The sequence below is a fragment of the Candidatus Hydrogenedens sp. genome (assembly GCA_035361075.1).
Lineage (GTDB): Bacteria > Hydrogenedentota > Hydrogenedentia > Hydrogenedentales > Hydrogenedentaceae > Hydrogenedens.
Window position 1 is genome coordinate 15,613 of record DAOSBX010000023.1, and the last position, 13,520, is coordinate 29,132.

The following is a 13,520-nucleotide window of genomic DNA, read 5'->3' on the forward strand; positions in this document are numbered from 1 at the left end:
ACATAGTGCTGACCAGGATGGAGATAATAAAATAAGCCTTATTGAATTGCTCAGGGTTATCCAGTTATTTAATACCAATGGGTATCATTGTGCATCAGGAACGGAGGATGGATTTGAGCCCGGTATTATAGGAGATAAGACCTGTACACCTCATACTTCCGATTATAATCCACAGGATTGGAAAATAGACATTAGAGAATTATTGCGATTGATACAAATCTTCAATGTTGGTGGCTACCACTACTGTCCAGATGAAGGAACAGAAGACGGTTTCTGTCTTGGGCTTGGAGGTGCATAATTTAAAATAGAAATTTGATTAACAGAGGGCAACCTTTACATAAGGTTGCCCTAATGTTTTTATAAAGGAAATAGGTAGTTCAAACATTGGACAAATAAATCAGTTTCTTTCCACTCCTTTGAATTCGAATAGGTTAGCATCGAGGGAAGGAATCTCTTGTTGAAATCGGATGTGACCATCGTTAAAAGTGCCTATTTGAAAATTATCAGAAACAGTATGTTTTATAATAATACCATCATTGCCAAGTTCCCAGTCCTTTGTAGATGTTGTGAATTTTAATTCCCTCGCTATTCTGTCTGCATTTGCCACGGCTAATATGACTTTCCCTTCTGATGAGTACCAAGGCATGGTTATTAGTAGACTTCCACGGCGTAGGAATGATTTTCCACCTTCTTTGCGATATGCATATACAGACAAACATATTTCTTCCCATGTGTCAGATGAATGTTCCGTTAAAGGTTTAAGCATCTCTCCATTCAAGAATACCTCACGGAATTGATGATGTAGCTTCGCCAATTTTATGGCGAATTCTAAAACGTCCTTTCGTTGGGTCCAAAGTTCTTTTTTATAATTAGCAATCATAGGTTGTTGTCCCCAAGCCCACGCACATGCTTGTTCATAACAGAATTGGGTATTCCATCGTGTGTCTAACAATTTCAACGGTTCTTTTGGGGCAAACTCCTGAGGCCAGAGCGTATCATAAGGCGGTTCTGTTAGAGAAGCGTAATTGCCAAATTGAATAGCAATGGGATGATAAACCGCCTGAAATAAAGGCATAGCACGCCAGCCATCATTACCAGCATATCGGTCTTTACTAACCTGTAAGCTAAGAAATAAATCAAGGAAAGGTAACCATGCTTCACCGCATCCTTCACCTGCAAGAACGACTTTGTCAGTCTTTTCTCTGTATATAGAATTAGTTGACTGACAATTTTCTCGTAGGCGGGCTACCAAGTGTTGAAAACCCTGAATCCAGAAATTTTTACCCCCAGGAACATGACCATGGTTGGTGGCAAAACATGGGAGAGAACTACATGCCTGGTCTAAATAATATCCGTCAATAGGTGTATCATGCCATGTCGACAGCATAACCTTTAATAAAGTTTCCCTCCAAAATTCTGTCCCCATACACATAGTGACACAAGGGGCTTTATTAAAAATATTATAGACTTCCGGATGTAATTTTCCATCATTACCAAGAACAGCAAATTGTTCCGCCTGTTTCTCTTTCCATGAATTGGTTTGCATACCCCAAAGCCTTTGGTTAACATATATTAAGGTATGTATGCCCTTATGATGGGCATCCTGGACAGATGTTATAAATTTTTCTTGTCCTTCTCTGGGTGGTAAATATTCTGGGAAACCTGTGTCATACGCACAGCCATGCCACCAATGCCAAAGCACAGAGACAGGAAGATGCAATCGTTCAGCCATGTCAATTGCTGGGACAAGAACTTTGTCCGATTCCATACGGTTCCATATCCATAATGCTGTCTGCTCAACCCACGGTGCAGTTTGTCCCCTTGCTTTACCGCTCTGTACCGACCATGATTGTTTTCTTGCCCAGTCACGGTAAAGTAATGCCATATCAAACCAGTTTCCACAAATTGATGATAAGCAAACAAAATAAGGTAGGGAATAATCGGTGATAGGAGAAGAAATGAGATGTTTCCATTCCAGACATCCTTTATTTCCATCTCCAGCAATGTGGGCTTGCTTAAAATTTTGTTGCCAGTCCTTTATCCATAACATCATTCCGTGTTGTGCGGTATTATAAAGACCTATCCATTGCATAGACAAAACCCCAGGGTATTCCCACGTGCGATTCCCGACGAAACCAGTTTTTACGTCAGGATAAGCATCACTATCATAAATCTCGCCCATCCAATAGGGGATAACAAGATGTGTTGATTTATCCATAGTCACATGAGTTACTTTGGGGAATATAATCTCCTTTATAAAATATTCTGGAATAGAACAGCGAAAAGACACTTCTAACGAATCAAAAGCAATAGGTTTGCAGAGAATAACCACTTCATAAGGTATACTCTGATTTGCAACATTTTTTACAATCCCATTCCATTTTAAAGTATAACTATTGTCATCTTCCGCAAATGAGAAAGAAACCTCATCATTAGGCGAGATATTCGATGGAGTTCCTACTATTTCCCATATTGGGCATGGAGGCGAAAACACAAACGTATGCTTCGGCTGACCTATATACCGCCATTCTGTAAGTAAACCATGTCGATTTTCAAATACCCATTGTGTCTTACCACTATTTATAATAAGCTCTTGTGCATGAATACGAGTGATAAGGAGCAGGTTCACAACTAAAAACAGAATGTATGTATTGCGATATAATTTCATGACCAAAACCTTGTTCTAAAGATATTTAGAATTAAAATACATTATTAAAGTATAATGTACTCTATCTCGAAGTATAAAGAGGAATGCTATGGAATTTCTAAAGGGTAAAGTTGCTATTGTTACTGGTGCAGGTAGAGGTATCGGAAGAGCAATTGCACTTACGTTAGCCGATGCTGGCATCTCAGTTGCTATTCTTTCGCGAACTGAATCCGAAGTTCAGGAGACTGCAAAACAGATTCTGGCAAAAGGAGGGAACGTATTACCAATTGTGGCAGATGTCACAGAATCGGAGCAGATTCGTCAGTGTGTCAATTCAGTTATCCAACAATGGGGTCGCATTCATATTTTGGTTAATAATGCAGGTTTTGCACGATTTAAACCTTTTATCGAGTTAACACTCGATGAATGGAATCAAACATTAAACGTAAATCTAACAGGAACATTTATTGTAACAAAGGCAGTGGTACCCCACATGATAGAACACAAAGAAGGTATTATCATTAACATTTCCAGCGTGTCAGGATTACGGCCTATTCCAAATCAGTCAGCATATTGTGCTTCTAAACATGGAGTAAATGGTTTAACTACGACACTTGCGATGGAATTAAAGCCTTATAATATCCGTGTTCATGCCATCTGTCCAGGTGGGGTTCTTACGCGATTAAGTGAAGAAAATATGCCAGAACGTGATAAAAGTGACTGGATGCTTCCAGAGGATGTCGCTCATACCGTTATGTATTTCTTAACCCAACACCCCAGAGCCACAACAGATATAATTTATTTGCGACGTTATGGTAGTGTACCATTAGGTGGATGAAATGAAAAAAATAAGAGAGATATAGCATGGACCCCTATTTGTCAGAAATTCCATTCACACCTAAAGAATTCGGTCAAGAAGAAATAGAGGGAGTTATTGAACAAATTATTTACGAACATGCAGGTAGCGGTTTTTTCGTGGCTCGCTTGCGTCGTAAAGATACCAACCACCTTATCACGATTGTTGGCAAATCTCTGCCCGTATCTCAGGGGACTACAGTATGTGTCTCCGGATATTGGATAAATCATCCTCGATTCGGACCGCAATTCCAAACACAAAAAATGGAGTTAGTTCAACCTTCCTCTACAGAGGCGGTGGCTCAGTTTTTAGCTTCAGGTGCAATTCCCGGTATTGGCACCAAATATGCAGAACGGATTATAAAAACCTTCGGGTCCGATGTTCTTCATGTTTTAAACCATGAGCCAGAACGGTTAACATTAGTCCCCCGCTTAGGTAAAAAACGGGCAGAGAAGATATATCAGGTCTGGAAGGAGAAGCAAGAATTCTTAGAAGTTCTTCTGTGTCTCCAAGAGTATCACATCCCCATCGGTTTAGCCACAAAGTTATATAAATATTATGGGAATCAAGTGCTCACCTTCCTTCGAGAAGACCCATTTCAAATAGCATCTGAAGTTCAAGGAATAGGCTTCAGAACAGCAGACCGTATAGCAAAGCAATTGGGCATAGCACCTGACCATCCCAGTCGCATTGAGGCTGGCATTCGATATACATTGCAAGAAGCAGAAAGCGATGGGCATGTCTTTTTAAGAGAGGACGAAGTAGTTAAATCAGCTTCAGAACTCCTCCAATTGGAAGTGTCTCAGATTATAAATGTACTACATGATATGCAAGCATCGAATAAGGTATATATTGAAGAACAATCGGTCTATTTGCCATTTCACTATTTCGTTGAAGAGGAATGCGTAAAACACCTAAAACGAATTTTTAATACGCCATCAGGACTTCCAAAGCATTTGCCTTTATCTGAGTTTTTATCCTCTCAACATTCAGGACTACCGATGCTTAACGAGGAGCAACAGGAGGCAATACGTCAGATATTTAAATCAAAAATAACAATTATTACAGGTGGACCAGGGACAGGGAAAACAACATTAATCAAGAGTCTGGTTTATTTCCTGAAAGACTATCCAGTACAGATTGTTCTAACAGCCCCAACTGGTAGGGCAGCTCGACAGATGGAAGCGATTACAGGACATCCAGCATGCACAATACACCGATTATTAGAATTTAATCCAAAGGATGGAGAACCAAATCGAAATGGGAAAAACCCAATCTTCTGCAATTTACTTATTGTAGATGAAAGTTCAATGGTCGACCATGTTCTGTTTTTACATCTACTTCGTGCAGTACCTTCCACTACTCACATCGTCTTTGTCGGTGATGTTGACCAATTACCTTCAGTCGGACCAGGAAATGTACTTTTTGACCTTATCGCAAGTGAAGTTTTTAATGTGATACGGTTAAAAACAATATTTAGACAATCCGCACAAAGTGGAATAATTCTCAATGCACATAGAGTTAATCAAGGGAAATTTCCGGAGTTTAACCAGACAGATTTTTTCTTCATCCGTCGAGGAGAAAGCCCAGATGCTTTACAAACATTGCTCCATATTGTTCAGGAACGAATACCAAAAAAGTTTGGCTACGACCCGATTAGAGACATTCAGGTATTAGCACCATTACGGCGTGGTGATGCTGGAGTTCATCATCTAAACTACCGATTACAGGAAGCACTTAATCCAAAAGGAAAACCTATACCTCATTCTTCATTTCGTATCGGTGATAAGGTAATGCAAATTAAGAATAATTATGAAAAAGAAGTTTTCAATGGTGATATTGGTATCATTACAGATGCGAACCCAGAACAAGGTTATATTACTATAGTTTTTGAACCAAGTCACCCTGTAATTTATACATTTGAACAGCTGGACCAGATTAGTTTGGCATATTCAGCAACGGTACATAAGGCTCAGGGGAGCGAATATCCTGTTGTTGTCTTACTAATGTTAGCACAACATTATCTTCTCTTACAGAGAAATGTATTGTATACCGCAATTACAAGGGCAAAGAAATTAGTAACTATCATTGGGTCACCAAATGCTATTCAAAAGGCACTACATTCAACCCACTCTGTCCGAAGAAATACACGATTAACAGAACGAATTAAAACGTCTTTTAAATATGACTATATAGAGTGATATACTGGAAATGAATAATTGGGACTAAAAACGGTAGGCAAAAGATACATGAAATTAAATAACTCGTCCGAATCACAGATACGAAGAGCACCTGAACCCGGTGTGAGAGGGTTCCTTCTTTTATTTTGCCTTATTCTCATCTTCGGCACACCTTTCGTAGCAATATACAATCTAATCAATGATTTTCAGAATGCATCCGGTGATTTTGACTATATCCCTGGCTTACGTTTGTTTTTAATTGTAGAATCCGGAATACGTGCAACCATAATCCTGTTTAGTATCCTCGCAGGAGCAAGCATCTTATCCCTTTGGAGTAGTGCAATACTTCTCACAAGGGCTTACTTGATTACCTTTTTATGTTCATTACTTTTAGGAATAGCCCTTTTATTTCTGCTGGTGGAATTTCCAGTGGATTATTATGACCTGGTTCTACGCAAGCTTTCCTTTGAAACCATTTCTTCTTTGCTTTATTTTGTTGTGTGTTATTTATATATCAATTTTTCAAAGAGGGTTCGTGTTACCTTTCCCGAATCCTTTCCTGAAAAGAAAACAATAAAACATGATAGGAGCAAAGAACAATGAATTTCCGTATCCTCTCATCGATATTTCCAAGGAGAATAATAAACAAAATAGAACGAGTTTTAAACGCACGCGAAAACCCAATTATATTTGTTTGTGACGAACACAAAAAATCATATTCAGGTGCACTACTGGCTGTTACGTATATGAAGGATATGGAATCTGCTTTAACATGTGTAGATACGTTAAAAAATGAATATAACTTTCTGTTTTATATGATTGCAGATGCTATAGATAGCCGTGAAGGAATACCAACAGGTAGTGCTCGACGGATGGTAAAAATAGCAGAACTATTAGGCAAACAACTTCATTTGTCCAGCTCACAGCTGTGGGTATTAGAGCATGCTTGCGTATTAAGGGATATTGGAAAAGTTAAAGTTTCTAACGACATTCTACTCAAGAAAACGGTGCTTTCGTATGAGGAATGGATGATGTTGAAATCTCATGCACAGCTCGGGGCAGATATGTTAAAAGAATTCGGTGTTTTCCCTGAACTTGTTGAAGTCATTGCGTCGCACCATGAAAGCTACGACGGGGACGGTTACCCTTTAGGTTTGGAGGGTGATGAAATTCCTTTCCTGTCCCGTGTGCTGAAGGTAATTGATGTTTATTGTGCTATAACATCGCCACGAATGTACCGTATGGGTTTCGCCACAAGAGAAGAAGCACTTATTCACTTACAAGAAGAACGGGGAAAACATTTTGACCCTGAGGTGGTAGACGCCTTTTTAGAAATTGACGTTGAGAGTATAGACATTCAATACTAATTTTGTTGGTCACCATACAAATTGATGAGATACTGAATAATATCTGGGCTGTGCCAATTTGTGCTTCCTGTATAACGATAAACAATCTCACCTTTTTTATCAACTATTAAACCGCAGGGAATTTTGTCTCCACAGAGTATTTTTATAAGCTTATTCTCAACACGAATGATAGGAAGTGTGCAACTTAATTCTTGGCGAACCTTGTTAATTTCCTTGACATCACTCTCAGTAATTGCCATAATGGGAATCTGAAATTGTATTAACTCTTCATAAAGTTTTTGGACAGTTATTAATGTAGAGAGACAATGGACACATTCTGGATCCCAGACAAGGATAAACATAGGTTTGTTTTTGTACGTTTCAAAGGGAACATCATCCCCCTTATCATCCTTCCCACTGAATGTGTAATCAAAATGCTCTGAACCCAAAATAGGAGGTGTTTTAAGCGAGTCTGCCTCTTTCTTTGCTAACCAGAATTTTAGGCTGTTGGCTGTGATGATTATGGTAATAACAATAGTAAACAATGTGATTAGAACACCAGAAAAACAACCAAGTAGGAAAGGTTTCCATGGTTTATTTTTAACTCCGCTTTCATTCATGGTTATGGGCTTCCCCTTCTTGGTTATTTGGTGATTCCTGTGGATTATTCGACGCCTCCTTCTTATGAGTGTCCATCTCCTGCCAGTGTTTTAATCGTTCAAGAAGTGTCAATTCCGTACCACGTGGTAATGGACGATAGAATATGCCCCTGGGTAGGCCATAGTCCTGTGGAATATAACCTTCTTCGGCATCGTGTGGATACTGATACCCTACACCATGCCCTAACATTTCAGCACCACGATAATGAGTATCTCTTAACGCCTGAGGTACTGGGACAGTTGTTTGCGACTTAACCATCTCCATTGCCTTGTCAATAGCAAGGTAAGACGCATTACTTTTTGGGGCACAAGCAAGGTAGGTTACTGCTTGAGCCAATATAATTCGTGCTTCAGGCATACCTATAAACTCGGTAGCCTGCCATGCAGAGACAGCAACGACAAGTGCCATCGGGTCAGCATTGCCGATGTCCTCAGATGCGGAGATACAAAGACGACGAGCAATAAATCGCGGAGGCTCACCCGCTTCTAACATCCGTGCCATCCAATATAAAGCAGAATCAGGATGACTACCACGGATGCTCTTAATAAACGCAGAGGCAATGTCATAATGTTCATCCCCTGTTTTATCATAGTGGAGTAATTTTTCCAAAACACAGTTTTGAACCAAAGGCAAATCAATTATCAACTTGTTCCCTTCGTGAGGAGCAGTTAATATCGCCAATTCAAGAGCATTTAGAGAACGACGTGCATCTCCCTCACCATAACGTGCTAAAAATTGTAGAGCCTCCATCTCAATAACAATATTGTATTTGTCAAAACCACATTGGGGATGTTTTAAGGCATTCTGTAAAATATGCATAATTGCGTCTTCACTAAGGGGTTCAAAACGGAATATCTGCGAACGCGATAATAAGGGTGAAACGACACTAAAATATGGGTTCTCCGTAGTAGCACCAATTAAGATAACATGCCCCATTTCTACATCAGGAAGCAATGCGTCTTGTTGGGCTCGATTAAAACGATGTATCTCATCAATAAAAAGGATAGTTCTACGTTTTTCTCTTTGCAATCGATAGCGAGCCTTTTCTAATAAGGCACGCAATTCTTTTACATTTGAGGTAACTGCATTGATAGGCTCGAAATATGCCTTCGTCCGTCGAGCGATAATCCTTGCCAAAGCTGTTTTGCCTGTACCAGGCGGACCCCATAAGATTAAGGATGTTAAACTATCTGTTTCAATGGCTTTACGCAACGCCTTGTTCGGCCCCAATATGGCTTCCTGACCTATCAGCTCATCTATGGTTCGCGGACTTACACGGCGAGCCAATGGGATATTCACTGAAGAATCGTGATGCTCTGTATCATCAAATAAATGTTCCATGATTAGAAACTTATATGTATGTTTACCTATATGCTATTTCTTCTCTTGTTTTAATTTTAATTGTTGAATATGTGCTTCGTAAAATTCCCTTAAACTGCGATGGGTACCCTGACCCTGTTCCTTGATAAATGCTAAGGCTGTGCGTGGATGTTGATTTAACACACCCGTAACAAGGTAAGGAAGTTCGTAACCCCATTTCAGGGTCTCTTTCAATGCGATAAAATACTTCTCAATTAAATCCAAAACGGGTCTCAAATCATATTTCGGATTATCCATAAAACTTAGTATCAACTCTGTTGTGCAGTTACCCGCCGCTCTACCCATACCATATAAACTACAATCAACAAATTGGGCACCAGCCAAAACTGCTTCAATAGAATTTGAAAATGCTAACTGACGATTATTGTGTGTATGAATACCAATAGCCTTCCCAGGTAATGCATGAATATATTTCTCAGTTAAATATCGAATATGTTCCGAATAGTAATACCCAAAACTATCAACAATGTAAACCAAATCCACATTAGAAGTTGCTATCTTCCTTAACGCTTCGTTAATTAATGCCTCATCTACCGTTGACACAGCCATCAAATTCAGACTAACTTCATAACCCAATTCTTTCATGTGCTCCGCAATTATTAGCCCTTCATCTACTTCTGGAACATAACAAGCCACACGAACCATCGAAACAATACTTTGTGACTTCGGAATAAAGTCATTGAGGTTCGTTCTGCCTACATCACACATCACCGCTACTTTTGTCCTGCACTCATAGGCAACATCACGTAAATCCTCCTCATCACAAAAACGCCACGGACCAAATTCATCTGGAGAAAAAACCCGTTTATCTGCACGATAACCCAACTCAACATAATCAACCCCTGCCTCCGCTAATCCATGAAAAATTTCTTTGACCATACTTTTGGGAAAATCCCAATTGTTCATTAAGCCACCGTCACGAATAGTTACATCCAATATCTTCATTTCAGGCCGATACATAATACTGATACTCCAAATAGCGTTTATGTTACGTATTAATTGGCAAATTTCTTAGTTGTCAAAATATTGTAAAGGATTTTACAATTTGTTTATAATTAACTGGATAATGTTATATTATACTACAAATTGTAAAAAATAATTTGAGGCAAAGATGCTATAAATTAGGAGAATATACAATGCTGAGATGCATATTATTACTTTGTTTTACATGTGCCTTATTTGCTACAACTTGCTTTGCGATTGAACCTTCCTATAAAGGACCTCTCGGCAATCCTGAGGAACCCGCTCTCCGTCCATATAAGTGGTTCTTCAGAGGAATTATGGCGTTTGCACATCAAACAAAAGAAAAATTTGTTGAAGGAAATATGAATACACCAATCTTAGGAACTGTAGAAACCTCACGTGGTATTCGAAATGGCTCTACAGAATTTCTGTATAGTTTTTGGAAAGGTATTCTATTTACATGCCCACCACAACAACCCAAATTTTATCAGGAAAAGACAGAACTAACAAAAAAAGTTGAAGCGGATGATGTCTGGCGAAATGTTACTGATATGATGTGTAGTGGACCTGCATTCCCGATGCTTGTCGCTTTAGACCACGTATACGTGGAGAGTGATGAAAAAGTAAGAGAACGTTTAGAGACAGCAAAAGAAATTCAGCGAGCCCGAAGAGATGCACAGAAAGCACGAGAACTTAAAATGTCCCCTGTCGAAAAGGCACAAATCAATTATCTCGGTGAGCGGGCTATTGTTAAGAGAGATAAAAGCAAGAAATACCCAAAAAATTTATTGAAACTGGCAAAATAATTCGTGCTTTTTTGGGAATATTGTTTTGTAACTCTTTATTTCCCCTATTTTAATGCTTTCGCTAATTTCTCCCTTTTTTAATATTAAAAACCTCTAAATGCATATACACAACATAGATACCTGAAAAGAAGAGTAATAACCGACTCCAAACATCTCCGCGTCCTCCATAGTTAAATATTCTTCCTCGTTTCACAATGATTCAAATAACTAAAAATTCCTAAGTACAGACAACCTCGTTCTCATTAATTCACTCTATCTACCACTACATCTGTACATTTATGTTCCAACACTTTTTGCAGGATTACCTTTCATATCATTTTTCTTTTCCTTTAAGATTTATACCCAATCTTACAATACTTTAATACTAAACAAACATTTATTAAAATAATGATTATTTTCTTGAACAATATGTCATATTTTTACTAAAATAAAACTATCCAATAATCAATATTCACATTAACTTAGAAGAAGAACAAAGATGAGAAGTAAAGGATTTACATTAATTGAATTATTAGTTGTTATTGCAATTATTGGAATCCTCGCTGCTATTTTATTGCCCGCATTAGCAAGAGCACGAGAAGCGGCAAGGCGTTCCTCCTGTCAGAACAATTTAAAACAATTTGGTGTTATATTCGAAATGTATGCTAATGAAGCGAAGGGAGAGTATTATCCTCCCATAAAATTATTAGGCTGTTATAATGATTTCGTTTTTGATGCTATTTTTGAACCTACCATGTTGTATCCCGAGTATATGACTGATTTTAATATATGTGTATGCCCTTCTGATTCAGATGCTGAATCTGTTCGCACACGATTTCATGTAGACTATGATATTAATAAGCCCATATTACCCTGCCAATTCGGTAAAGGTAGTTATAATTATTTTGGATGGGCTTTACACCCTGATATACTTTTAAAACCTGGCGTTCCTCTTCCTTCCAGTACAAGCGAACTTCCTCTTGGAGCAGACCCCTATACAGTTATGCTTCAGGCTATTCAATATTTTAAGCCTGAGATGATAGGAATGTTACAACAGGCAGTAAAAATGTATGACACTTCTCTTCCCATTGAAGAGAGAGTAGCAGTAAAATTAGGTGATTTAGGTCCTGTTCCGCGATTAAGAAAAGGTGTTGAACGATTTTTAATTACAGACATCAATAATCCTGCAAACTCATCATTATCTGCAAGTGAACTTCCAGTAATGTGGGATGAGTTTGGTGCTTTTGGAAATTCGGCTCATTTTAACCACCTGCCAGGAGGAGGAAATGTCTTATATCTCGATGGCCATGTGGAATATCTACATTATCCAAGTAAATTCCCAGCAAACTTTTTAGGGGTTATATTAACTCTGGCACAAATATAAAAGTTTCTATTAATAATTTACACAGACAGTTTCTAATGATGAACAAAAGGGATAATGGTTTTCGACAAAAATGATGTATTTTACTATAAGACAAAGTTCAATAAGGTAAAATAATCAGAAAGTTAGACATTTATTTCTATCCGTTTCGCTATATTTTCGCTTATTATATTTGTGATTTCCCTTCATCTTTCTATCTTTTTGATGACCATCACTTTTTTGTTTCTCCTCTTATTCCTATATAATTCTTCTTAAATATCATTTATATAGAGACTTCAATCATTTTGGTTAAAATTTCTGGACATATTTGAAATATTTTTCTTAAAAATACACTTTAAATGGTTAGTAAGATGAAGGAGATTATCATGGAACCGTCGTTGGAAAAGATATTGATTCCTGTAGATTGTCATTATCAAGTCCCTTTACGGGCATGTTCTTTTTTGCTGATTGAAGGAGACCGAGCCAGCTTTGTTGATAACAATACGATATTCGCAGTGCCATACCTACTTAAAGAACTGAAACAGCAGAATATCCCTTTGGAAAATGTAGATTATTTAATTGTTACTCATGTGCACCTTGACCATGCAGGTGGAACCGCAGAGCTATTAAAATATTGTCCCAATGCTCAAGTTATCGCCCATCCAAAAGCAGGACGCCATTTAGCAAATCCACAACGATTAATTGAAGGTGCTCGGTCTGTTTATGGTGAACCTCTGTTCTCACAACTCTATGGTGATATTGAGCCGGTTCCAGAAGATAAAATTAAGACTGTTGCTGATAATGAGGTTATCAGTTGGGGAGGACGAAAACTACAGTTTTTACATTCCTTAGGGCATGCTACCCATCACATTTGTATCTACGATAGCAAAACAAAAGGCATATTTACCGGTGATTCATTTGGGATTGGCCAATCAAATCCAGAAACATTGTTAACCCAATTCATGATTGCAAGCACCGCACCAGCAGATTTTGACCCCCTTGAGGCAGAAAAAACGATTCGAAGAATTTTATCGTTTGAATCAGATTACGTATTCTTACCCCATTACGGAATACATAAAGAGCCAAAACGTAGTGCCAATTTCTTATTACGTTCTCTGGATTCAATGAATGTTCTAATTCAGACCGCCTTAGAAAAAGATATCCCTGATTCTGAATTAATGGATTGGATTTATCCACGAATGTTAGAAATAACCAGAGAGCAAATACGGTGGTGTGGCGTACAAGATGTAGATTCCGCAATGACATGGCTCGGAGATGACCCGAGAATCAATTCAATGGGTTTAATGATCGCAATTCAAAAAAAGAGAGCAGGCAAATAACTG

The 13,520-nt window shown here is 38.4% G+C and carries 12 protein-coding genes; 8 read left to right on the forward strand and 4 right to left on the reverse strand.

Features of this window, described 5'->3' with window-relative positions:
* Positions 1-298 (forward strand): hypothetical protein (locus PLJ10_08320; GenBank protein ID HOK09652.1); only part of this gene is annotated, 298 nt, incomplete at its 5' end.
* Positions 299-397: 99 nt separating this feature from the next.
* Here PLJ10_08320 and PLJ10_08325 read toward each other — a convergent pair.
* Positions 398-2,668 (reverse strand): DUF6259 domain-containing protein, encoded by a 2,271-nt coding sequence (locus PLJ10_08325; protein ID HOK09653.1) that lies wholly within the window; start codon positions 2,666-2,668, stop codon positions 398-400.
* Positions 2,669-2,756: 88 nt separating this feature from the next.
* Between PLJ10_08325 and PLJ10_08330 the strand changes: the two genes are divergently transcribed.
* Genes PLJ10_08330 through PLJ10_08345 form a run of 4 tightly spaced genes read left to right on the forward strand, consistent with a single transcriptional unit; the run spans position 2,757 to position 7,050 of the window.
* Complete coding sequence (locus PLJ10_08330) at positions 2,757-3,485, forward strand: SDR family oxidoreductase (protein ID HOK09654.1); 729 nt, start codon at positions 2,757-2,759, stop codon at positions 3,483-3,485.
* Positions 3,486-3,511: 26 nt separating this feature from the next.
* Positions 3,512-5,704, forward strand: a complete 2,193-nt coding sequence (locus PLJ10_08335) for an ATP-dependent RecD-like DNA helicase (protein ID HOK09655.1) — start codon at positions 3,512-3,514, stop codon at positions 5,702-5,704.
* 48 nt (positions 5,705-5,752) lie between these two features.
* Positions 5,753-6,286: a DUF2569 family protein gene (locus PLJ10_08340; protein ID HOK09656.1), complete on the forward strand. Its 534-nt coding sequence runs from the start codon at positions 5,753-5,755 to the stop codon at positions 6,284-6,286.
* Entirely contained in the window at positions 6,283-7,050 is a 768-nt protein-coding gene (locus tag PLJ10_08345; protein HOK09657.1) for an HD domain-containing phosphohydrolase, read from the forward strand. The genes PLJ10_08340 and PLJ10_08345 overlap by 4 nt, the downstream gene beginning before the upstream one ends.
* Here PLJ10_08345 and PLJ10_08350 read toward each other — a convergent pair.
* The 3 genes from PLJ10_08350 to PLJ10_08360 are packed head-to-tail and all read right to left on the reverse strand — an operon-like array spanning position 7,047 to position 10,029.
* Positions 7,047-7,649, reverse strand: a complete 603-nt coding sequence (locus tag PLJ10_08350) for a redoxin domain-containing protein (GenBank protein ID HOK09658.1) — start codon at positions 7,647-7,649, stop codon at positions 7,047-7,049. The genes PLJ10_08345 and PLJ10_08350 overlap by 4 nt on opposite strands.
* A complete protein-coding gene (locus PLJ10_08355) occupies positions 7,642-9,030 on the reverse strand; it encodes a replication-associated recombination protein A (GenBank protein HOK09659.1) in 1,389 nt (462 codons plus the stop codon). The genes PLJ10_08350 and PLJ10_08355 overlap by 8 nt, the downstream gene beginning before the upstream one ends.
* A gap of 33 nt (positions 9,031-9,063) precedes the next feature.
* Positions 9,064-10,029 (reverse strand): aldolase catalytic domain-containing protein, encoded by a 966-nt coding sequence (locus tag PLJ10_08360; protein HOK09660.1) that lies wholly within the window; start codon positions 10,027-10,029, stop codon positions 9,064-9,066.
* A gap of 176 nt (positions 10,030-10,205) precedes the next feature.
* Between PLJ10_08360 and PLJ10_08365 the strand changes: the two genes are divergently transcribed.
* The 3 genes from PLJ10_08365 (at position 10,206) to PLJ10_08375 (ending at position 13,517) form a co-directional block, all read left to right on the forward strand.
* Positions 10,206-10,838: a hypothetical protein gene (locus tag PLJ10_08365; protein HOK09661.1), complete on the forward strand. Its 633-nt coding sequence runs from the start codon at positions 10,206-10,208 to the stop codon at positions 10,836-10,838.
* 478 nt (positions 10,839-11,316) lie between these two features.
* The gene (locus tag PLJ10_08370; protein ID HOK09662.1) at positions 11,317-12,201 is read left to right on the forward strand and encodes a DUF1559 domain-containing protein; all 885 of its coding nucleotides are present in this window, start codon (positions 11,317-11,319) and stop codon (positions 12,199-12,201) included.
* 362 nt (positions 12,202-12,563) lie between these two features.
* Positions 12,564-13,517, forward strand: coding sequence for an MBL fold metallo-hydrolase (locus PLJ10_08375; protein ID HOK09663.1), 954 nt, complete (start codon positions 12,564-12,566; stop codon positions 13,515-13,517).
* Positions 13,518-13,520 lie beyond the last annotated feature (3 nt).